The 22,217-nt window shown below is 47.5% G+C and carries 25 protein-coding genes and 2 pseudogenes; 8 read left to right on the forward strand and 19 right to left on the reverse strand.

The window, feature by feature from the left end:
• Positions 1–170: 170 nt before the first annotated feature.
• From OGY37_RS05925 to yoaJ, 3 genes are read left to right on the forward strand one after another with little or no spacing between them, the layout of a single operon-like run.
• A complete protein-coding gene (locus tag OGY37_RS05925; RefSeq protein WP_003832442.1) occupies positions 171–1,196 on the forward strand; it encodes a sensor domain-containing diguanylate cyclase in 1,026 nt (341 codons plus the stop codon).
• 47 nt (positions 1,197–1,243) lie between these two features.
• Positions 1,244–1,342, forward strand: a complete 99-nt coding sequence (locus OGY37_RS05930) for a YoaK family small membrane protein (protein WP_032941789.1) — start codon at positions 1,244–1,246, stop codon at positions 1,340–1,342.
• A 2-nt stretch (positions 1,343–1,344) separates the two neighbouring features.
• Positions 1,345–1,419, forward strand: a complete 75-nt coding sequence (yoaJ, locus tag OGY37_RS05935; protein ID WP_095533175.1) for a protein YoaJ — start codon at positions 1,345–1,347, stop codon at positions 1,417–1,419.
• Between the two features lie 48 nt (positions 1,420–1,467).
• Here yoaJ and OGY37_RS05940 read toward each other — a convergent pair whose 3' ends face one another.
• Positions 1,468–1,716 carry a GlsB/YeaQ/YmgE family stress response membrane protein gene (locus OGY37_RS05940; protein ID WP_003832440.1) on the reverse strand — a complete coding sequence of 83 codons (249 nt, stop codon included), beginning with the start codon at positions 1,714–1,716 and terminating at the stop codon, positions 1,468–1,470.
• Between the two features lie 361 nt (positions 1,717–2,077).
• Between OGY37_RS05940 and fdhF the strand changes: the two genes are divergently transcribed.
• Positions 2,078–4,225 (forward strand): formate dehydrogenase subunit alpha, encoded by a 2,148-nt coding sequence (gene fdhF / locus OGY37_RS05945; RefSeq protein ID WP_126318395.1) that lies wholly within the window; start codon positions 2,078–2,080, stop codon positions 4,223–4,225.
• Between the two features lie 52 nt (positions 4,226–4,277).
• Here the strand turns inward: fdhF and OGY37_RS05950 are convergent, their stop codons facing one another.
• From OGY37_RS05950 to OGY37_RS06000, 11 genes are all read right to left on the reverse strand, one after another.
• Positions 4,278–4,922 carry a hypothetical protein gene (locus OGY37_RS05950; protein ID WP_063941469.1) on the reverse strand — a complete coding sequence of 215 codons (645 nt, stop codon included), beginning with the start codon at positions 4,920–4,922 and terminating at the stop codon, positions 4,278–4,280.
• A gap of 218 nt (positions 4,923–5,140) precedes the next feature.
• Positions 5,141–5,323, reverse strand: coding sequence for a DUF1869 domain-containing protein (locus tag OGY37_RS05955; RefSeq protein ID WP_003832433.1), 183 nt, complete (start codon positions 5,321–5,323; stop codon positions 5,141–5,143).
• A gap of 3 nt (positions 5,324–5,326) precedes the next feature.
• Positions 5,327–5,689 carry a DUF1971 domain-containing protein YeaR gene (yeaR, locus tag OGY37_RS05960; RefSeq protein WP_286620339.1) on the reverse strand — a complete coding sequence of 121 codons (363 nt, stop codon included), beginning with the start codon at positions 5,687–5,689 and terminating at the stop codon, positions 5,327–5,329.
• A 173-nt stretch (positions 5,690–5,862) separates the two neighbouring features.
• The gene (leuE, locus tag OGY37_RS05965) at positions 5,863–6,501 is read right to left on the reverse strand and encodes a leucine efflux protein LeuE (RefSeq protein ID WP_003832429.1); all 639 of its coding nucleotides are present in this window, start codon (positions 6,499–6,501) and stop codon (positions 5,863–5,865) included.
• Positions 6,502–6,640: 139 nt separating this feature from the next.
• Positions 6,641–7,291 (reverse strand): metal-binding protein ZinT, encoded by a 651-nt coding sequence (gene zinT, locus OGY37_RS05970; protein ID WP_003832427.1) that lies wholly within the window; start codon positions 7,289–7,291, stop codon positions 6,641–6,643.
• Between the two features lie 77 nt (positions 7,292–7,368).
• Positions 7,369–7,884 carry a phospholipase D family nuclease gene (locus tag OGY37_RS05975; RefSeq protein ID WP_126318400.1) on the reverse strand — a complete coding sequence of 172 codons (516 nt, stop codon included), beginning with the start codon at positions 7,882–7,884 and terminating at the stop codon, positions 7,369–7,371.
• 31 nt (positions 7,885–7,915) lie between these two features.
• Positions 7,916–8,503: an ATP-binding cassette domain-containing protein gene (locus OGY37_RS05980; RefSeq protein ID WP_286620329.1), complete on the reverse strand. Its 588-nt coding sequence runs from the start codon at positions 8,501–8,503 to the stop codon at positions 7,916–7,918.
• Complete coding sequence (locus OGY37_RS05985) at positions 8,487–9,281, reverse strand: ATP-binding cassette domain-containing protein (RefSeq protein ID WP_126956065.1); 795 nt, start codon at positions 9,279–9,281, stop codon at positions 8,487–8,489. The genes OGY37_RS05980 and OGY37_RS05985 overlap by 17 nt, the downstream gene beginning before the upstream one ends.
• Entirely contained in the window at positions 9,275–10,087 is an 813-nt protein-coding gene (locus tag OGY37_RS05990) for an ABC transporter permease (protein WP_003832419.1), read from the reverse strand. Before OGY37_RS05990 ends, OGY37_RS05985 begins: the two co-directional genes overlap by 7 nt.
• Entirely contained in the window at positions 10,077–11,051 is a 975-nt protein-coding gene (locus tag OGY37_RS05995; RefSeq protein WP_148362681.1) for an ABC transporter permease, read from the reverse strand. The genes OGY37_RS05990 and OGY37_RS05995 overlap by 11 nt, the downstream gene beginning before the upstream one ends.
• On the reverse strand, positions 11,051–12,673 hold the full coding sequence (locus OGY37_RS06000; protein ID WP_148362092.1) for an ABC transporter substrate-binding protein: 1,623 nt from the start codon (positions 12,671–12,673) through the stop codon (positions 11,051–11,053). The genes OGY37_RS05995 and OGY37_RS06000 overlap by 1 nt, the downstream gene beginning before the upstream one ends.
• Positions 12,674–13,069: 396 nt before the next feature.
• Here OGY37_RS06000 and OGY37_RS06005 point away from each other — a divergent pair, with 396 nt between their 5' ends.
• The gene (locus OGY37_RS06005; RefSeq protein WP_003832414.1) at positions 13,070–15,157 is read left to right on the forward strand and encodes a TonB-dependent receptor; all 2,088 of its coding nucleotides are present in this window, start codon (positions 13,070–13,072) and stop codon (positions 15,155–15,157) included.
• Between the two features lie 116 nt (positions 15,158–15,273).
• On the opposite strand, the gene OGY37_RS06010 is transcribed toward OGY37_RS06005, so the two are convergent.
• Positions 15,274–15,471, reverse strand: coding sequence for a hypothetical protein (locus tag OGY37_RS06010; protein ID WP_003832412.1), 198 nt, complete (start codon positions 15,469–15,471; stop codon positions 15,274–15,276).
• Positions 15,472–15,640: 169 nt separating this feature from the next.
• On the reverse strand, positions 15,641–17,164 hold the full coding sequence (gene pdeG, locus OGY37_RS06015) for a cyclic di-3',5'-guanosine monophosphate phosphodiesterase PdeG (RefSeq protein WP_148362094.1): 1,524 nt from the start codon (positions 17,162–17,164) through the stop codon (positions 15,641–15,643).
• Positions 17,165–17,403: 239 nt separating this feature from the next.
• Between pdeG and OGY37_RS06020 the strand changes: the two genes are divergently transcribed.
• Both OGY37_RS06020 and OGY37_RS06025 read left to right on the forward strand, forming a co-directional pair.
• Complete coding sequence (locus OGY37_RS06020) at positions 17,404–17,676, forward strand: hypothetical protein (RefSeq protein WP_286620331.1); 273 nt, start codon at positions 17,404–17,406, stop codon at positions 17,674–17,676.
• A 151-nt stretch (positions 17,677–17,827) separates the two neighbouring features.
• Entirely contained in the window at positions 17,828–18,232 is a 405-nt protein-coding gene (locus tag OGY37_RS06025; RefSeq protein WP_063941460.1) for a DUF1398 family protein, read from the forward strand.
• 248 nt (positions 18,233–18,480) lie between these two features.
• Here the strand turns inward: OGY37_RS06025 and tnpA are convergent.
• The 5 genes and pseudogenes from tnpA to OGY37_RS06050 form a co-directional block, all read right to left on the reverse strand.
• A pseudogene (gene tnpA / locus OGY37_RS06030) lies at positions 18,481–18,805 on the reverse strand (IS200/IS605 family transposase); the annotation flags it as partial.
• A gap of 193 nt (positions 18,806–18,998) precedes the next feature.
• Positions 18,999–19,154, reverse strand: a pseudogene (locus tag OGY37_RS06035) (isocitrate/isopropylmalate family dehydrogenase); the annotation flags it as partial.
• A gap of 457 nt (positions 19,155–19,611) precedes the next feature.
• Complete coding sequence (locus tag OGY37_RS06040) at positions 19,612–19,917, reverse strand: hypothetical protein (protein ID WP_186336555.1); 306 nt, start codon at positions 19,915–19,917, stop codon at positions 19,612–19,614.
• A 15-nt stretch (positions 19,918–19,932) separates the two neighbouring features.
• Complete coding sequence (locus OGY37_RS06045) at positions 19,933–20,202, reverse strand: hypothetical protein (protein ID WP_126318412.1); 270 nt, start codon at positions 20,200–20,202, stop codon at positions 19,933–19,935.
• Positions 20,203–20,213: 11 nt separating this feature from the next.
• Positions 20,214–20,693, reverse strand: a complete 480-nt coding sequence (locus tag OGY37_RS06050; protein WP_148362095.1) for an Ail/Lom family outer membrane beta-barrel protein — start codon at positions 20,691–20,693, stop codon at positions 20,214–20,216.
• 396 nt (positions 20,694–21,089) lie between these two features.
• Between OGY37_RS06050 and OGY37_RS06055 the strand changes: the two genes are divergently transcribed.
• Positions 21,090–22,201, forward strand: a protein-coding gene (locus OGY37_RS06055; protein WP_103848104.1) for an IS3 family transposase whose coding sequence is annotated in 2 segments (ribosomal slippage) — positions 21,090–21,351 and positions 21,351–22,201 — 1,113 coding nt in all. Because the reading frame shifts where the segments join, the coding sequence is not laid out codon by codon here.
• Positions 22,202–22,217: the final 16 nt, after the last annotated feature.

The following is a 22,217-nucleotide window of genomic DNA, read 5'->3' on the forward strand; positions in this document are numbered from 1 at the left end:
AAACCTTATCCTGGCAGGTTACCCCGACTTTCCATCTATCTCCATGTTTTCCTGTCAGCTATCCATTTTATGTTAACATTCTGAGCTGGATGGCGTGTTTCATCTTTCACCTCGATGTTCTATCATGCGGGCAACGTCAGCCCAATCATTACTCAGGAGCATTTCACCTCATGTCGGACATGATCCTTGCCAGAGTCTCACAATCCTTAGCTACGGAGCAGTCAGTTGAGAGTCTGGTTCGCCAACTTCTGGAGATGCTGGAGATGGTGACTGAGATGGAATCAACCTACCTGACCAAGGTCGATCTGGATGCCCGTCTGCAGCATATTCTGTATGCGCGTAATAGCCGCCAAATGCAGATCCCCGAAGGGCTATCCGTGCCGTGGGATGAAACGCTGTGCAAACGCGCGATTGAGGAAAACTGTCTGTACAGTGACAACGTGCCCGCACGCTGGCCGGAATGTACCGCTGCTCGCGCACTGGACATCACCACCTTTCTAAGTACTCCCGTTCATCTTCCGGACGGAACGTTTTACGGTACACTCTGCGCTACCAGCCGCCGTCAGCAGGCACTGAGCCAACGTGGAGAACAAGTATTACATCTGTTTGCCGGTCTGATCGCCCAGTCGATTCAAAAAGAGTCGCTGGTTGCTCAGTTACGTGAAGCGAACGCCGCGCTGATTGCTCACTCCTACACCGATGCCCTGACAGGGTTACCGAACCGGCGCGCAATTTTTGAAAATTTGGAGACCCTTTTTTCGCTTGCCCGCCACCTCAGGCAGAAGATAGTTGTTGCCTATATCGATTTGGATGATTTCAAACTGATTAATGACCGCTTTGGCCACGAGGTTGGCGACCAGTTCCTGATCCAGATTGGGCAGCGCCTGCTCCGTGAATGTAGTGATAATGACATTCTCGGTCGACTGGGCGGTGACGAATTTTTAGTCGTTCGCCTGTCAGCGGAAGATGAACTTGATCAGCTTATGCGTCTGCAGCAGGTCAAAAATCAGCTGCAACAGCAGATTTGCGGTGACTACCACCTGGGTGATATTCATCTGTATTATCCTGGTGCCAGTCTGGGTGTGGTGGAAATTGATCCGCTGGAGACTGATGTAAACTGTGCGCTTCATCTTGCAGACAGCGCAATGTATCAGGATAAAAAGCGTCAGGATAAAACCCCTTTTGTCGTACATTAAGCCCTGCTATGCTGGCTCGTCTTTAAATAACTCTGGTAGATAATCGTATGCGACTCGGTATTATTTTCCCTGTCATTATTTTCATTTCCGCTGTCGTTTTCTTATCCTGGTTTTTTATTGGCGGCTACGCTGCGCCGGGAGCATAACGATGAAAAAAACAACGATTATTATGATTGGCGTGGCGATCATCGTGGTTCTGGGCACGGAACTGGGGTGGTGGTAACCAAAATAGAGGCCACTTATCAGTGGCCTCTATTGTCTGTATGTTTACTTAGCTTTTGATTTTTCTGTAGATAAACAACACCACAATCGCACCGATAACCGCTACGACGAAACTGCCGAAGTTGAAACCATCAACTTTACCAAAACCAAAGAAGGTACTGATCCAGCCACCCACTACCGCACCGACAACCCCTAAGATAATGGTCATAAAGAATCCGCCGCCATCTTTACCCGGCATAATCCATTTTGCCAAAATCCCAGCGATAAGACCGAAAACCACCCATGAAATAATGCCCATAATTTTCCTCACTTATGTTTTTAAATTAACGATTCACTCGTTGTATAAAAGCATAGCATAGCGCTGAAAAATTAAAATTTGTGATCGTCATCACTTCATATTTTCATCTTTTTCCGATGTTTCATAAGGTTATGACTGCTGACCGGTAGGCTAAATTTTTGCCGCTCCTCGTCATTAATGTCGAATCGTCAGTCATTATCCTTAACGCTTTTGCCGTCAGCCCCGTTATTGCTGGGTTTTCACTTCTGGCACACTTTATGCTTTAACAACCCGTCGCTACGACAAATCGTAGTCCGCGGTGCTTATCGCGTGGCTGCGTCTACAATTCGCGCTATTTCAGCATTTAACAGGTCTGTTATTGATGAAAAAAATCACCAGTGTTTGCCCATACTGTGGGGCCGGGTGCAAGCTCAAGCTTGTTGTCGAAAATAACAAAATCATCCGTGCCGAAGCCGCAGAGGGTGTAACGAACCAAAATCAGTTATGCCTGAAAGGCTATTATGGTTGGGACTTTCTTAACGACACTCGCCTCCTGACTCCCCGTCTGACTCGCCCGATGATCCGTTATGAAAAAGGTGGCAAATTCACGCCCGTTAGCTGGGATGAAGCCATTCGCTACACCGCAAAACGCCTGTCTGAAATCAAAAAAGCCTATGGTCCTCGCGCCATCATGACCACCGGCTCCTCCCGGGGAACCGGAAATGAAACTAACTACGTGATGCAAAAATTCGCACGTGGTGTACTTCATACCAATAATGTCGATTGTTGTGCCCGCGTCTGTCATGGCCCTTCCGTTGCCGGGTTACAAGAAACGTTAGGCAATGGCGCCATGAGCAATTCCATCAGCGATATTGAAAACTCAAAATGCCTGCTGATCTTTGGTTATAACTGCGCCGACTCGCACCCGATCGTGGCCCGACGAGTGATTAAAGCTCGCCAGAATGGCGCAAAAATCATTGTCTGTGACCCGCGTCGTATTGAAACTGCCCGTATCGCTGACCAACATTTGCAGCTGAAAAACGGTTGCAACATGGCGCTGGTTAATGCCTTTGGTCATGTTCTTATCGAAGAGCAACTCTACGATCGCGAGTATGTGCAAAAGCATGCGGAAGGGCTGGAAACATACTGGGAAACCGTTAAGGACTATGCGCCTGAAGCCGTTGAACATTTGACCGGCGTTCCCGCACAGCAGGTTCGTCAGGCAATGCGTACATTTGCCGCAGCACCATCGGCAACCGTCATGTGGGGGATGGGCGTCACTCAGTTTGGTCAGGCTGTTGATGTGGTTCGCGGTTTATCGAGCCTGGCGTTGTTGACCGGGAATCTGGGTCGCCCTAACGTCGGCGTTGGTCCGGTGCGCGGGCAAAATAACGTGCAGGGTGCGTGTGATATGGGGGTACTACCTAACCAGTTCCCGGGATATCAGGACGTGACCGATTCCGTAGTCAGGGAAAAATTCGCCAACGCATGGGGCATTGACGTTAATCAGATGGATGACAAGGTTGGAACGCGCATCACTGAAGTTCCACACCTGGCTATCGAAGGCAAAATAAAAGCCTACTACATCATGGGAGAGGATCCGCTGCAAACCGAGGCCGACCTGGGCCTAGTCCGCGAAGGGTTTAACGCGCTCGATTTTATCGTCGTGCAAGACATCTTCATGACTAAGACAGCGGAAATGGCCGATGTTCTCCTGCCCGCCACCTCATGGGGCGAACATGGCGGCGTCTTTACCTGCGCCGATCGCGGCTTCCAGCGTTTTGAGAAAGCGATTGAACCCACCGCTGATGTAAAACGTGACTGGGAGATCATCAGCCTTTTGGCCAGCGAAATGGGCTATCCAATGCAGTATCAAAATAACCAGCAAATCTGGGATGAGATGCGCGAGCTGTGTCCGCTGTTCTACGGCGTGACCTATGAGAAAATGGGGGAAATGGGGCATGTTCAGTGGCCATGCCCGGATCTCGATAGTCCTGGTACGCCATACCTTTACGCACACAGCCAGTTTGATACCGCCAACGGCAAAGGCAAACTGTTTGCCGCACCGTGGCGAGCGCCCGCAGAAGTTCCGGATGACAATTATCCGCTGGTACTGTGTACCGTGCGTGAGGTTGGGCATTACTCCTGTCGCTCTATGACCGGTAACTGCGCAGCGTTACAAGCGTTGGCTGATGAACCAGGATATGTGCAAATCAATACCAATGATGCCGAAAAACTCGGTATCCGTCATCGTGATCTGGTGTGGGTCAGCTCGCGTCGGGGTAAGGTCATCAGCCGTGCGGATGTATCCGAGCGCATCAATTCCGGAACGGTTTATATGACCTATCAATGGTGGATTGGTGCATGCAACGAGTTGACCCAGGATAACCTCGATCCAATCTCGAAAACGCCGGAAACCAAATATTGTGCCGTAAATATCGAGCACATTAGCGATCAGAGATGGGCTGAAAAGTATGCCGCTCAATCGTATAGCGACATGAAATCACGCTTATGTGAGGCCATTGCGTAATTCCCCACCATCGCCACCTGAGTCTGGTTACCCAGACTCAGGTCTTATCTCATTACTTTACCAGGTGAGGTTCACTGAAACGGATGGAGGCAGATTCCTCCTGCATATCCCGCTGCATAAAACCGAGGTTCATCAGAAACAGGCCAGCCATAAACGGCAGTTCGTACAATTCTTCAATCATATCGCCATATTGGGCATTGTGCAGGAAGATGGGAGCCAGCAGACGATGATGCTCTACCGTATCGGAAATCAAAAATGCGCAGGCGGTGATCGCCAGCAGCCAGAGCGGTAGCGGTTCATTACGCACACGTCGGACAATATCCAGGCGTAAGCGCTTCGACAACAGCACCGGCAGAATAATCATGGAAATCATTACAACAGAGATAGCTCTGAACAGAAGTTTAGGCTGCTCCGGGAAATAGTCGCGGCCCCAACTGGTGCTTCTCCCCAGCAATACCAACCACCACGCGGCTGCCCAAAGCCAAAATTGCTTCTCGCCTTCAGGTCGTGATAAAGGCCGAATATAGCCAAGGGTAAATACCGCACCAAACAGTAGCCATAGCGCCTGCCCATTTTCGATCCATCTGACGACAGTGCCGTTAAGCAGCGGAAGATTCCAGTTCGCGGTGAACGGGATCGCCACAATGACCAGTCCTAGAATAAGTGTGGGGAATGTAATTTGGGTATTCAGTTTCATAAGCGCGATGTTCTGTATTGTTACTTTTTTGCGATCATAACTCCTGTGAATGATCGACAATTAGCATTCAATGCGGATTTCTTAAGGTATTCTTAAGGAATCTTTTTTCGGACATCACTACGTTCAACACAAATAAAATAACCGCACAGCGCCGTCAAAACGCTGTGCGGTTAGTACATTAAAATTCTTTGTATTCAATCAGTAAGAGTATTTAATACCTACCATCCGCAGACTTCATGCTCATTCTCGGTATCGTACGAACGAACGGTATTGACCAAGTCTTTGACCACTTCTGCTGCCACATCCGGCACCAGTAATGTCATCGGCGCTTCTGTTTCATAATCAACAGAAACACCGTTGCTGTTATTGGTCACGGTTACGGTATAGGTTGCTTTGCCCATGATTTACTCCTTGCCGGTGCGCACGACTTTTCGTTGATTTGCACTCTCCATCAGAACTTCCGGGGCAACGAAAAAATCGATATTAAAGTAAGTGTCGTCGGTCATCACTTCGATGTTATGCCATTTTTCCGGCGGAAAAACGCCAAACTGACCGGCTTTAATAACCATCACCTCTACTGGCTCCGGACTGTGTTCATCGGCGTATCCGAGATATTTGACCGCCCCCTGCATAACCGAAAGTCGTGGATAAACCCCAGCACGAGTTCCTTTATCAAGGTGGCGTTCGAAAATTCCGGCAGGCGCAGTTTCTTTGTTCCAGAATGGTGTAGAGCGTGTATGGATATGATTCTGTGGAATTTGAAGCATTTTTCTTCCCTTTTCCAGTCGACAACCAGCGAGTCTTATTGAATCGCTGCTGTACACAGGGTACGCCTCAAAATATACATTTAAAATACCATTTATTGGTTATAACCCTACAATTATAAATGACAAGCAAAGCGTCATATTGAAGGCCCGCCGCAACCAGCGGGCCAATGGCATCACGACTGAAGCGTGGCCAGACGAGCGGCAAAACCAACGAAAATCAGGCCGATTAGGGAATTACCCACTTTGGCCAGTTTTTTCTTCGTGCGAATATACTGCGTCACAAACGCGCCGGAGAAAATAAGGAAGCTCAGATAGAAAAAGCTCACTACTTCAAGCGTAATGGCCAAAATAAAGAATGACAGCCCTGAGTGCGGTGCATTGACATCAATAAACTGCACAAAGAACGAAACATAAAACAAAATAGCTTTGGGATTCGTCAGGCTCAGAATTAATGCTCGCTTAAAAATAGCGCCAAACGGGACTTCCTCAGGTGCGGCGTCGCTTGCTTTCGATTTCAGTGTCGCATACAGGATCTTCGCACCGAGGTACAGCAGATAAAACGCGCCAAGATAGCGAACGATATTGAACAAAACAGGCGTTGTTTTGATCAATGCGGCAACACCGGCATAGGCCAAAAACATCAACACGGCATCACCGATAAACACACCGCTTGCGGCGAGATAACCACCCTTCACTCCCCGACCGACGCTGTTCTTCAACACAAATATCGTATTTGGCCCCGGTACCAACACGATAAAAATGGCTCCCACCAGATACGTCCAGTAATTCAGAACTCCATACTCTGCGAACACGTTAACCTCTTCCTGAAAAAACACATGCACTTGCTGCGATACAATATGCTAACGAATGCATCGGGTGATGGAAAGAAAAGGTTATGAATTAAAAAACCCGCCACTGGTGACGGGTGTGTACAGATAAGGTTAGCCCGGATTAATGGTGCAGCATCTCATCCACAACCTCTTCTCCCTTCAACTGATAAGGGTAATAGGTAGGCCAGTTTTCCATCTCTTCAAGCAAGGCTGCCTGCGAGGTATTTCCCATAAAGATATGGAAGTGGCTCGATTTACGCGGCGCGATAATATGATCGCTAAATTGCACATATTTTGGCGCTTTGCTGTCAGCAGCTTTACACTCAAACAGATACCGTACACCTTTCTTGCCTGATTTATAATTTAGGATCTTATATCCGGCATAGTCGTATTTACATGATGCAACCTGATTCCCGGTATGAAACTCCATCACGCCATTTTCAATACCGATAGTGTCTACGTTGGTTGCATAGCCTGTACGGTAATACGCTTTGATTTGTTCTGCCGTTTTGCTTTTATCTTTCTCCGCTTTCTTTTTGAACACCGGATCAAGCTCGCCGCTGACCAGATACGGATAGACAGATTGCCACATGCCATCCCAGTCGGTCAGCGCCCTGTTCTGCACCTGGTTGTCATCAAATACCCCTTCAGACGCCTTTTGTTCTGCTTCACTCATTGGCGCACCATGGGAATGATGACCATGCGCCAGAACCGAACTACTGACTAAAAGCATCCCCAGAGCGATTGTCAGTTTCTTAAAACGAATAGCCAAAATTTCACCCTCAAATCAATTGCGAGTGAAATGTTATAATATAACATCACATTTAAATCAACGGCGTTGTGAAACATTTAACCGCTCTGGTGCGCGATTTTCCAACGGCTGTCAAAATGGGCCTGATACTGCGCAACAACGGCAGGTTCGTCACGAATAACTAACACATTTTCAGAGTTAGCAAATTCTGCGGATTTGGCAAAGTTGAACGAACCGGTTTCCAGCGTGTCGCCATCAATAATCATTACCTTGTCATGCTGGATGTGGTAGTGACCATCCAGTTGAACATCAACCCCATTCGCGGCAGCAAAAGCGATGGCCTTCTGGCTCACCTTACCCTGGTTTCGTTTCTTATCGATAACAGCCCGAACCACAACGCCTCTCTTTTCAGCGTTGACCAATGCATGAACAATATCTGCAGACTGAAATGAATAAGCCATCATATCGATGCTGTGCTGCGCATGGTTGATTGAATCCAGCACTAAAGCCCGAGCCGATCCTTCCGGTGAAAAACCCACCTGAATGGAAGCATGTGCTGCAAAAGCACCCGCCCCGTACATTAGCGCAGCCACAGCGATAGTTTTTACGATCACGTTAGTTATTTGCCTGAAATGCGAAAGAGACCTAAGAGAGTAGCGCTCGCGTGCAGATCTGATCAAGCAGTGCCTGCTGATGACTGATAATGAGCATACCCAATGGCCGACGCTGAGATTCTTCAAGCAGCAGCGCCCAGATATCCCGTTGAATAGAAGGATCAAGCTGGGCAGTAATTTCATCGGCAATAAGAAAACGTGTCCGCGGGTCCAGCGCGCGAAGTAAAGCAATTCGCGCCAGTTCACCACCAGAAAGTTGTCCGGGACGGCGGGTTAACCACTCTGGATTGATGTGAAGACGGGTAAGCATTGCAGCAGCCGGTCGCCATGCATCATACACCGCATCACCGGTGCTGCGTCGGGGGTTAAAAGTTAATTCCGGATGCTGTGGCACCAGTTGCACCGGGCAATACTGGTGCATCGGCAAAGGTTGGTCATCAACCAGAATGTCACCGGAAGTTGGTTTCTGCCAGCCCGCCAGCACGCGTCCCAGCGTCGTTTTGCCAGTTCCACTGGGCGCACAAATCCCAATACGTTCTCCAGGGCGTAGAGAAAAGGTCAGATTTTGCCACAGAACCTTTTCCCCCTGACGGATTGTTACATCACGACAGCACAGCATCGCGCTCTCCAAAAAGTTGATTTCTTTCAGGCAGCGCCCGCCATTGTCGTTGCAGGTGTTCGCTAATCTCTCCGCGTAACAGCTGTTCCCGGCTGACGTTATCCGACACCCTTCCCTGATGCAGAGCGACAATACGATCCGCATGGCGGGCCGCCAGCGTGAGGTCATGCGTTACCCATAAAACGCCAGCCCCTTGCTCACATTGCTCACGCAACTGTTCAAGCAGTTGATTAGCGAGAGGTGCATCAAGCCAGGCGGTAATTTCATCCGCCAGAATATAGCGAGCCTGACTCAGAGACGCGTGACAGGCCAGAACACGTTTTGCCATACCGCCTGAAAGCTGACGCGGAAAAGCATCTAATACGCGACTTTCCAGTCGGCTACGCTGGAGCAATCGTTCAATTTTTCCGGCACTCCATTGCTGGTCAGAAAGCTGGCATGCCCTGCGCAGATGCTTTTCAATCGAGAGCAGCGGGTTAAGTGCCTGAATACCTTGCGGGACGTAGCTAAAGGTATTGCCACGACATTTGCGAATGTCATCACTGTCCAGCGTTTTACCTTCCAGGGTAATAACGCCGTTGAAACGCAAATTGTCTGGTAAGAGATCGAGCAGACATTGCAGCAATAGGCTTTTACCTTCTCCACTTCCTCCAACTAGCGCCACCATCTGACCAGGCGCTACGTCGAAAGAGATATCCTGCAACAGCGAAGACCAGTTTTTCGCGCCGTACCAGCGATAACGCGCCACGTCCAGTGAGACCTGCCTTAAACTCAACATGCGTCACCTCGTAACCATAAACGATGCACCGCCCTTGCGAGCTGATCGAATAACATCACCAGACTGAACAGCATCAGTCCAGGAAACAGCACTAACCACCAGTCGCCATGACTGATAAACCTCAGCGCATCCGCCAGCAGCAGGCCCAGCGACGGTTCATGCGGTGCCAGTCCAAAACCGAGGAAGCTTAACGCCGCGCTGTGCAACACTGCATGGGGAAACATCAGCAATGTTCCCGTTAGCCACTGGGGTAACAACGCCGGTAGATAGTGATGCCGCCAGCAGTAAAAATGGCCGTGCCCCAGACGCCAGGTCAACGTCAGATAGTCACTGTGGGCCACGCGCTGCGCTTCAGCACGCAGGATTAGCGCCAGACGCGGCCAGTGCGTTAATGCAACCGCCATGATTACCCCGTTTTTCCCGCCGCCCAGCGTAAAACAGATCAAAATAAGCAACAGCAGATGCGGCATCGACAGCATGGCATCAGTTATAAGGCGCATGAGCACATCCAGACGCGGATGTATGCGCGAAACCGCCGCCATCATTAACGCAATCAAGCCACTGCACAACGCCGCACCAATACCAATTTGCAGACTGGTTAGTGCCCCCTGAAAACAACGGATCCACAGATCGCGACCAAGATTATCGGTGCCAAACCAATACATCGCATCAGGTGGAAGATGACGGGCAAGCAGATTAACGCTCAACGGATTATCCAGCATTGCGGCACCATATACTGCAATGAATAACAGGCAGCTGAAAGAGAACAAAAGACGAATTAGCGTCGGCGTCGGGTTATAAAGCATCAGGTCGTTCCAGAGCACGGTTCAACATACGGACAAGCCAGGTAGACAGCGAATTGCCAATGAACACCAGTACGGTACTGAACAACACAATCCCCATCAGTAACGGCAGATCGCCGCGTAATCCGGCATCAATGGTGGCCTGCCCCAGTCCTGGATACGCGAAGACTTTTTCGGCCAATAGTGCACCTCCCAGCAGTTCTCCCAGTGAGGCAAACTGCAAACACAGCGCAGGCGTAATTGCATGACGCAGAACCTGATGGCGTAACAGTGACCAGCCTTTATCTCCCTGGGAACGTGCAAAACGGACAAATTCGCTTTTCATTACGCTGGCGATGCTTTCCCGCGTATGAAGCGTAATTTGTCCCAGTCCCAGCAAACTGAGCGCGCAAACGGGAAGCACCAGATGGCGCAGACGCTCGGGAAGCATGGCCATATCGCCGCTGTTACCCGGCTCCCATGCGCAGCAGACCGGAAATACCGGCCAGCGCACGGCAAATAACGCCAGCAGCAACATGCCAATCCAGAAGGTTGGCAACGAGGAGAGCAGATAGCTGAGGCGACAGATTGCTTTGTCCGGCCAGCGATTCAGGTAGCGACCCGCGACAAACCCCATTGCCGTTCCCAATATGCCGGAGAGTAGCCACGCGCCGCCAAGCAGCGCAAACGAGGTGGAAAAGCGTTCCTTGATCACGCTGGCAACCGGCGCATTAAACAACATGGAATAGCCGAGATCGCCCTGCAATACCCGTAAAAACCAGTGACCAAAACGCTCCCATAGCGGCTGGTCCAATCCCCAGCGAGCAGCAATGCGTGCATATTGCTCCGGCGGCACATGCAGGAGATCGTTGCCAATATAAGCGCGAATCGGATCGACTGGAGAAAAGCTGAGCAGCACAAAAGTGCCAGCCGCAACCAGCACTAATAACACTATCAGCCGTAGAAAATGGCCCACAACAGACTTCATCAACGGCAGGTCCAGGTCCATTCGTCCAGATTATTGAGCAGTGACCAGCTACCGTGAATCTCCGGTGCGCCTTTGCCTAAATCAATACACGGATTTGCCAGGTAGGTGTGCTGAATATTCAGCAGCCATGCCCAGGCAGCATCGCCCTGCACGCCAGCCCCTTGCTTGCCATCCCACTCCACCTGTTGCCAGAAAGGCAACGCCTTTTGCCAGTCTGGGGCGTCGATAGCCTGTTTAAGGTGCTGTTCAACAACAGGATTGCTGTAATAGCCTGGGTTGTAATATTCCACGCCCGCGGCCTGATTACTGTAATGATGGAAAAGCTCCATCGGATCCAGGCTTCCCCAACCAAATAACGTCGGGTTCGCATGCATGTGACGTTCAACGGTTTCCCAGCTTCCCGATTGCAGCGAGATCTGAATACCCACCGGCTCCAGCATTGCGCGAACAGCTTCGGCTAAATCCCGGCGCGTACTGTCACCGCTGGCGTACCATAAAGTCAGTCGAGCCTCTTTGCCGTCTTTCACTCGCACGCCATCTTTACCTACCTTCCAGCCGGCTTCTTCCAGAATCGTACGTGCTTTTTCGCTATCACCATCTTTGAACGCAACGGATTGCCCCTGCCATGGCAGCCCTTGCACTGCGCTATATGCAGGAATCGCATGACCTTCCATGACCTGATCGGCAAGCTGCTTACGGTCGATGGCATAGTTGATGGCGCGCCTGATGGCAACATCGGCAGTGATATCGTTCCCAATCGGATAGCCATTGGCATCTTTTTTACCTGCAGGAACCATCGGGAACACAATGCCCCGGTTTTCCACGCTATCGCGTACCCAAAGTTTTAAATTTGTCTGCTGAGGAGCGACCGCCATCGACGGCGCGATACGTACGAGTCCCAGTTGGCCACTGCGCGCTGCGGCATAAGCGTTATCTTCATCAAGGAAGACAAACACCAGCTTACTGAAATCATTTTTCTTACCGGCATACCAGGGGTTCGCCTCAACGATCAACTGCTGCCCCGGCTGAAAACTCACCAGCCGATAAGGACCCGCGCCAATCGGATTTTTGGCAAATGTTTTTTCGTCATACCGTTTCGCCGGAACAATACCCAAAGAACCCAGCACATTCACAAAGGTGCTCTGTGGGCTATTTAGCGTAATTTCTACCGTACGGTTATCTTTCAGGCTGGCATGGGTGAAGTTTCCCATGTCGATTTTGCCGCCGCTTTTTGCTGCTTTGTTATAGGTGAACACCACATCTTCAGCGGTTAGCGGGGAACCATCAGAGAATTTAAGGTCAGGTTTTAACGTCAATGTCCAGGTTTTGCCGTCTGCGCTGGTCTCTACTTTTTCCGTCAGCAGGTTTCCCCAGCTCATATCTGCATTTTGTTTTAATAATGGTGCATGCAAAAGCAAATAGCTGCCATGACTCCAGCCCAGCATCGGGTCAAACCCTTCCGTTGGTTCTGGTCCAATTGCCAGTTTTAACGTCTGCCCTTCGCTCGCATTTTGCGCGGCAAGAAGTGGTGAGGTTAATGCGAGAGTCAATGCGCACGTAAGCAGTGCCAGCTTGCCTTTGATCATTATGTTATCCAGATTTACGTTATTTTTATGCTGCATAACGATTTACCGACGTTAAGCAGTCTCCTGGGGAAGGGATTATGGCGGACAGAAATGACGAAAAAAATGATGCGGCGCAGAAAAGTATGACGATTTTCTAAAATTATCATACTTTTTTCTGATACTCCGTTATGAGTACGATGTGAATCTCAGAAAATTGATTAATCCCTCGCCATTTATTCACAGGGATATTAATCCCGAACTAATAATTGCCTGTGCGGACTATTGTTCCTTCCTGCTAATTCCTTATCTAAAACTCATGACAATTTATGTATATTTATTCAAGAAAAACACCAGAAGTGACAAGTTATGTAAATTTGTAATGATAATTATTTGTATTATCATTTCCATCAATTATCTTACTGCCTTTGAATTTTTAACAAAGGAAGTTTGACTATGCGTTTAAAACCTGTTGCCTCTGTCGTTCTGTCCTGTTTAGGATTTTCCAGCCCCTTGGTATTTGCTGAAGATGTCATGGTGGTAACCGCTTCTGGTTATGAAAAGAAAATCACCAATGCCGCCGCCAGCGTCTCTGTTATTTCGCAGCAAGAGTTACAAACCAATAAATATAATGACTTAGGTGAAGCCCTGCGTTCTGTTGAAGGGGTAGATGTTGAAAGCAGCACCGGTAAAACCGGCGGTCTGGAGATCAGCATCCGTGGCATGCCTGCCAGCTATACCTTGATCCTGATTGACGGTATTCGTCAAAACGGCAGCAGCGACGTAACGCCAAACGGTTTCTCTGCCATGAATACCAGCTTTATGCCCCCACTGGCGGCGATCGATCATATTGAGGTGATCCGCGGCCCGATGTCGACGCTTTATGGGTCCGACGCAATCGGTGGCGTGGTGAATATCATCACCAAAAAAAGCACCGATAAATGGAGCACTTCCATCAATACCGGCGTTAACCTGCAAGAGAGTAATAAATGGGGTAACAGTACGGTCGCCAACTTCTGGTCAAGCGGCCCGTTGATTGCGGGCGTATTGGATATGCAGGTTCGGGGGAGCACAACCCAGCGTCAGGGTTCCAGCGTCACCTCCCTCAGCGATACCTCCTCCACCCGCGTACCTTATCCTACCGAGTCGGAAAACTATAATATTGGCACGCGTCTCGACTGGAAAACCAACGAAAACAATACGTTATGGTTAGATCTCGACTCCGCCAGACAGCGCTATGACAACGATGACGGGCAGTTGGGCAACCTGACAGGAGGGTATGATAAAACGCTACGCTATGAGCGTAACAAAGTGACCCTCGGCCACGATACAGCCTTAACGTTCGGCACCTGGAAATCCTCCCTCGGCTGGAATGAAACCGAAAACAAAGGCCGGCAATTGGTATCTTCCGCACTCACGCCAGAGAACGCAGGCCGGGCCGGTGACGCGCGTGAACTGAAGAACACCAACGTCATTCTTGACTCAGTGCTGCTGACGCCATTAGGTGATTCACACCTCTTAACCCTTGGCGGAGAATACTGGGATGCACGGATGAAAGATGGTGTGGTGCTGGCCAATACCGGCGAGACGTTCCATCAAAAAACGTGGGCAGCCTATGCGGAAGATGAATGGCATATTCTCGACTCGCTGGCCTTAACCGCAGGAACACGCTATGAGCATAACGATGTCTTTGGCGGTCATCTCAGCCCGCGTGCCTATATGGTCTGGGACGTTTCCGACGCCTGGACGCTCAAAGGCGGCGTGACGACAGGATATAAAGCACCATCACTAAGCCAGTTGCATAACGGGATCAGCGGTGTAACCGCACAGGGAACGGTGAATACGGTCGGTAACCCGGACCTCAAACCTGAGGAAAGTATTAGCTACGAAACCGGGCTGTATTACGAGAACGACGCCGGGCTTAACGCCAACATTACCGGCTTCTATACCGAATACAAAAATAAAATTGTCTCATATTCTATCGATGATAATACCAACAGCTATACCAACAGCGGCAAGGCAAGGACCGATGGCGTTGAATTTGCCAGCACCTTCCCTCTATGGTCGGATGTGCTGACCTTATCTCTCAACTACACCTACACTCAGAGCAAGCAAAAAGATGGTGACAATAAAGGCGCGCCATTAAGTTACACACCAAAACATATGGCTAACGCCCGTCTGAACTGGCAGGCAACGGAAGATATGAACGCCTGGCTCAGCGCACGTTATCGCGGCAAAGCCCCACGCTTTACCGAAAATTACGACAACCTTAGTGCGGTACAAAAGGCCGTCTATGACGATAAAGGCGCTGATTTAAAAGCCTGGACCGTTGTCGACATGGGGATGTCTTATAAGCTGACCAAAGATCTGACGCTTAATACGGCGGTTAATAACGTGCTGGATAAAGACTTTAGTGAGGTCAAATTGTACCAGGTGGGCCGCAATAGCACCTACGCAGGTGATTATTATCAGACTGCACAATCCACTACCGGATACGTAAACCCTGGTCGTAACTACTGGGTATCTTTAAATTATCAGTTCTAATTTTATAAGATCCTGCTGGTCGGGGCACACTAATACCCCGACCAGCAGAATATTATTGAGAGAAGACACAAGATATAATCATCATCTTATTTTAACATATAAGAATATTTAAACAATTAATACAGAAATACCCCTTCCTGCACCATTAGATATAATGCCAAAACAATAATCCCGACGATACCGCCTAAAAACAGGACTGCGGCAATCGCAAGCTGATTGCGATTTGTGTTCTTCGCTTTGCTTCGCACATCCAACTTATTTTTCGCCGCTTTGTGACTTGAATCACGCTCCATCGCGAATGTTATATCTGCCATACCATTATCCAGTTGCTGTATATGAAAACACAAATAACCACCACATCGATAAGGGTATAGATTTTAAATAACAGAATCCGAGATTTGCCTCACGATAAAGATAATCGTCGGATTTTTGCTACCGAAGCAGATTTCATGCTCACTTTTCATCAATTAGGTTATCTTGTATTTATTCGACAAAAACCTTCACTTTAGGCTTTGACAGCAGAATCATGACGAACTCAGTGAAGGTTACTGGTTTATAGAAATAGTACCCTTGCAGGAAAACAATGTTGTTTTTGTTGAGATAATCAAGCTGAGCCTTCGTTTCAACCCCTTCAGCAACGATGCTTAAAGACAGCTTGCGCGCCAAATCGAGAACACAATCCAAAATTCGGGTTGAATCGGGAAGCTCATTTACCCTTCCCACAAAGCTCTGATCGATTTTAATGTAATCAATGTGCAGGTCATGCAAATAAGAAAGCCCAGAATAGCCCGTACCAAAATCATCCAGCGCAATCACAAAGCCATTCTCATGCAGGATATTGAGCCTCTGCACAAGATCTTCATCCACATCTAACGGCTCGCGCTCAGTAACTTCGATTACCAGATTGAGGTCATCGCGGTTAAAGCTATCCCTGTAATGCAGGCACTCCTGCACGAATGTAGGGGATGTGATATGGGATGCGCTGAAGTTAATGCCGACATGGAAGCCGGATGGCAGTTTGCTGGCAATGGCGTTCATATTCGCCGCGACCTGCCTCATCAGACTTTGAGTTAGTGGCACTATCAGGCCTGATTTTTCCGCTACAGGTATAAAGGAAGCAGGAGAAATATACCCGGCTTTTGGATGTTTCCATCGGGCCAGCACTTCAACACCGCGTAACGTCCCCTCGCGACCATTTACGATAGGTTGATAAAAAGGCACGATCTCTCCTTTTACTATCGCCCTGCGCAACGTTTCTTCAGGGGTATCGTTCTTGTTCAGATATTTATCAATGGCATAAGCGGCTGCAAAAGACATTAACAGGATAAAAACCAGAATCCCTGAACCCTGTGTAACCAGTCTTTTTGCACTAAACAGTGGCGGTTTATTATAAATAATACTGAACGGATACTTTGCGGAATTAACTTGACCAGACGCACGTGCGCTTGTTGTAACGGTTTTTACATCGCCCAATAAACCGAGTGCTGCGTCACCCACAAGCAATGAGTATGCTACTCCCTTTAACGGAACTTTCAGAGCCCCTCGAATATGCACCCCACTAATAGTGACAATAATACGACTGGTTTGAAAACGAGTTTGATACAGCAGAACAGGTATCTCGTTTTCCGTATTTCTTGCGGGAGTCAGCAACAGATTTGTATCAGCAATTACGGGGATTTGCTTAAGTAAAATCCTATTCCCCGGCAATGACGTACACCAAACCTTCCCCTGCCGGATAATGATCAGCGTTCGCAAATGAGGGCGAAGTGCAGCTTCGGTTCCAAGTTGGTATTGTCCCTCCAGATCACATTTTTTTTCAGCAATATGCCTTGCGGTACGGGTTGCCTGGAAAGCTTCATCAAGTATGTTATCCATATTTTTAACGGCATATCGGGCTCCTCCAAGGGTTTCTGTCGAAGATGAATACCAAAGCTGCATATTAAGAATAAAAACACCGATCAAAAAAAGACACACCGCAGCGGTTACCGGTAAAAGTGCTTTGCGCATTCTCATGTCCTGTAGCGAAAACTGATCAGTCGTTGCGATGAGCATTGACGTGTTCTAATTTATCTCTACAGAGCATGGTAGACAGAAACAAAAGTCGCCATGCGTCGAGTCACATTTCCAAAACCACAACATAACAAATTGATTTTTAAATAAAATTATCCTTGAAGAGATCAAGGCAATAGTGACATCCCTCTTTCCAATTTTGTTATCATATACATGTACTAATAAGAGGTAAGAAAATGAAAATCTTTATCACAGACAATGACGGTAACCTCATTCCTGTTGACGGGAAAAGCGTCGTGATCGAATTGAATAGTGGCGGAACCATCGAGATCGCCGAGGAGTACAGCCGGGACGATGTTCCTGAAGGCATTAATCTGTGGGGCGGACGAGAACCCTCCCCTTCACTCTCTTTCGAGGAAATCAAAGCCAGAACAGAAGGCCTGGGCGTTTATCCCATAGCAGCAAACGCTCTGCATGTATTTCCGTACAAATTTTCAGCAAAAGAATAATTGCATGCACCAAGTGCGCACGCGTATATGGGCTGCGCGCAATTACTCTCATGGCTCCGCTGTCCGTACCAAAAGGTCAGACCAGATTGAAGTGATAAAACCGATCGTGCACACTACACGCTCTCATGACTAACAATAGGTTATAATCCTGATGGATCAGGTTGACGTTCTTGAAAAGATGTTTGAGCAAGTGAGAAAGGAACATAACTTTCCGTGGTTTTACTCTGAACTGAAACGCCAGAATATTGCTTATTATATTTACTACCTAGCTACTGATAACATTAGAGTTGTTACAGAAAATGATGAAGTAATATTAATAAGAGGGAAAAGAGACTTATTGAAAGTCAGCACAAACAAGAACCCGGAACAAGTAAAAAAAGCAGCCCAGATTCATTATTCCGGGAAATCCACATTTCGCGAATATACTGCAACACTTATCAATGCTGGCGTTTTCCGATGGGTTACGGATGTCAATGATAACAAACGGCATTACTACTCTGTTGACGATACGCTTTTATACATGGAAGATGTTGAGAACAATAATCCATTAATATAATGATAGTTGAACTAGTAGTCCGGTTTCTTACACTCAGCCCCGTAGAAGCAGGCATAAGGGACAAACCCGCATGAAAGATCACCACATCGGGCTACAGTCATAGTTAATGCGGAACACTGCGGCGACATGACGCATGATAATGTCACTGTACTGTGCTTAATTGATTGGACACCCAGGTAAAAGAAATCCGCAATTAAGCTGGCTCAGTTAATTCAGGCATTGCGTCCTGATGTACTCCTGCAGACAGTTATCTTCGCCGTGTTCTTACCTACCATGTCGACGTAGTAACCTCTGTACCAGAACTTCCTGTTCCTGTATTTAAACTTCATATCACCAAACTGCTCATACAACATCAGATTGCTTTTACCTTTCAGATACCCCATAAAGCCGGATACGCTCATTTTGGGCTGGATTTCCACAAGCATATGGATATGATCTGCACAGCTTTCTTAAGATGCTGCCTATCGCCCTACGTTTCTACCCGTAGAATGTTTGTCTTCGGTATTTGGGCGCAAAAACTATATGATATTTACAGTTCCATCGGGTGTTCGCTAAGCTCTTTTCGCCCCCCATTGGGACCCCCTTTTGATTTCTTGTTTAACCCTTGCAGTTGCCAGACCGCAAGGTGTTTTAACAAATCAAAAGGGATATTAATAACTGGCCCAAAGCTGAAAGCTTTCCGGAACCCCCAGCCTAACTGGGATTTTCTGTGCACAAAAAAGCGGGAACCTCTCGGCTCCCGTTCTCATACAACCCAGAATCTGGATTACATATTTTCGATGATCGCGTCACCAAACTCTGAACATTTCAGCAGCTTAGCGCCGTCCATCAGACGTTCGAAATCATAGGTTACGGTCTTGGCGTTGATTGCGCCTTCCATACCTTTAACAATCAGGTCAGCCGCTTCAACCCAACCCATGTGGGGCGCAGCATTACATTGTCAAAATCACAGCAACCATCTGATAAAGCTGAAATTATCAGGCTTTCTACTTTCAAAAACAGTCAGTAACTGCCTTTTACAACTCATTGATTATCTAAACTTTGTTTTTAGTTTTGGGGAAGAGTTTTAAACAACAATCCAAGTTTTTCACGCCAGCGCTACCGCTATTAGCAAACTTGGATGGTAAAGCTTTTATTGCCGCTGAGGTCCGCTATGAGCTGTGAGTTCAACGGGTCGAACGCTAGCCTTAATCAACGGGGAGCATGTTATTTAGACTGATGGTTTCTTTTTATCCGTAAAAAAAGCCTCCGATGATGGTTGGAGGCTGTAGAAATTATCCTACTACTTCTTTCACATGCTTCTTTAAATTTCAGATTATGTTATTGTGCTGTGAAACTTATCCAAATTCTCTTAATAACTTCAGTCGATAAGCCAAATCTTATTTTGCATAGCCCTGAAACTGGTTTTTATCATCCATCACAGCAATCTTGCCATTTACATAAACGACATACGAAAACAGCCCTTGCTGATATACAGTCGCCTCCGTATTCGTTTCTGATACCGCTGCTGGTTTACCATCTACTGTAAGGCCATTCTTAGTTACTTCTAACTTCATTCCCTTCCACTGTTTCGCACCTGATTTTTTTGCTGAGTTAATATGTGGTTCGGAAACTTTAGTAGTTGCCTGAACATAGTTAGAAATCAGTGCAGAAGAAATAATAAAAACCGCAATTAGTTTTTTCATTATACCCACCGAAAATTAATCACCAAAAAACTTATCTAATTTAGACTTGTGCTTTTTCTTGTTGCTATCGCCGCTGCCTTCTTTGTAAGCATCTGCCATTGTATTCGCACTACTTAGGGTGGCACTAGTTTGCTGATACTGGCGCTGATTAGCCTGGTCCTGTTCATAGCAAATATTTCTATCAACGCCATGAGCTTCACATTCACTTAAACGCTGATCCAGACTCTTACAGCCAGATAGCGAGACTACTGATAAAGCGCAAACTACCATCATCAAATATTTCATTTATTAATTCCTTAGAATTTCCATCCAGCGCCAACAACAAAGCTATTAACCTGTGAACCAAAGACCTTAGAGCCCTCATAGCCTGCATCAACAGTAAATCCAGAAATGGGGGTTAACTGGATTCCCGCACTGTATGCAAAGCCCGTAGAAGTATCGGTATCGCCATCAGTTTTAACAGCACCTCGGCCCACACCTATCATCACATAAGGTTTCAAAACATCATTCACACGGTAACTTGCACCAACCAGAGCTGAACCATAACCACGATCAATATCATCATTACTATTCGCTGTTATCGTAAGAGAAGAAACCACACCTAGGTCAAATTCATCAGGTGTATAGCCGTACTTGAAATTCACACCATTAAAGCTGTTTCCCGCCGTTTTAGTGTGTGCATACCCACCAGTTACTACATTCTCTGAATCGGCTAGAGCTTGTGCACAGAACAACGTCCCTAGTACCAGAATCATTGCCGAATTATTTATTTTCATTTAACTATCATCACCTTAATAATTGTTGCATATGCCATGCATGTTATTATGTAAAGCAATGTAAACTTAGTTTGCGGCAATAACTAATTAAAAGTTTCATTCTAAATGAACAATATTTTTAATTATCAGGATAATGAATACTTCATTTGAAGTTAAAATTTAATCATGTGAAACCAGTAATCATTCAGTACGTGAATAACAATTTGAAATCAAAGAATTTATGAAGTTGATCCAGAACAATTCTTTGTTATCACGAAGTTACAGTAAGTAGCGGATACCTATGCAACCAATAAAGGAAAAAAGGTGGTAGGTTACTTTGTAAGTATCCCGCATAATCGTGCCATTCACATTTAGAGACCCTCCGGCATAATCACTCTGCCAACAAAGGAGATCGCTATGCGTAAAGCCCGTTTTACTGAGCATCAGATCATTGCTGTAATTAAATCGGTTGAAGCCGGACGAACCGTTAAAGATGTCTGCCGGGAGGCCGGTATCTCTGAAGCCACCTACTACAACTGGAAGTCCAGATACGGCGGCATGGAGGCTTCTGATATTAAAAAGATCAAGGATCTTGAGGACGAGAATCGACGTCTCAAACAGATGTTTGCCGACCTGAGCCTTGAGAACCGGGCGCTGAAAGACGTTATCGAAAAAAAGCTTTAAAACCAGCCTTTAAGCGTGAGCTGGTCACTCATCTGATAACGACATTTGGACTCAGTATCCGTCAGGCCTGCCGGAGTCTGAACCTGAGCAGAACGGTTTACCATTACCGTCCGGATACCACGCGTGACGAACCCGTTATTGTCGCGTTACAGGCAGTGGCAGAGCGATACCCACGGTACGGTTTTCCAAAACTTTTCCAGGTTCTGCGGCGGCAGGGATACCCGTGGAATCACAAAAGGATCCATCGTATTTATTGTCTGCTGAAGCTGAATTTTCGCCGTAAAGGCAAACAACGGTTGCCGGTGCGTAATCCCTCGCCACTGGCCACACCGGAAGCGCTGAACCAGAGCTGGTCTGTCGATTTTATGCATGATGCTCTGGTCTGTGGCCGTCGTTTTCGCACGTTCAATGTCGTTGATGACTTTAACCGTGAGGCATTGTCGATTGAAATCGATCTGAATCTGCCAGCTTTGCGCGTGGTCCGTGTACTCGACAGGATCGCGGCAAATCGCGGCTATCCGGTCATGCTACGCATGGATAATGGTCCGGAATTTATCTCACTTGCACTGGCTGAATGGGCAGAGCAACATGCAGTAAAACTGGAATTTATTCAGCCGGGTAAGCCGACGCAGAACGCTTTTATTGAGCGCTTTAACCGAACATACCGTACAGAAATACTCGATTTTTATCTGTTCAGAACGCTGAATGAAGTGCGGGAAATCACGGAAAGATGGGTGTCAGAATATAACTGTGAACGCCCGCATGAATCACTGAACAATATGACGCCGGAGGAATATCGGCAACACAATCATTTGGCCGGGATCTCAAAAAATGCCTGGAACTAAAACGGGTCTATTTACA

The organism is Citrobacter sp. Cpo030 (genome assembly GCF_030333005.1).
GTDB classification, from domain to species: domain Bacteria; phylum Pseudomonadota; class Gammaproteobacteria; order Enterobacterales; family Enterobacteriaceae; genus Citrobacter; species Citrobacter portucalensis.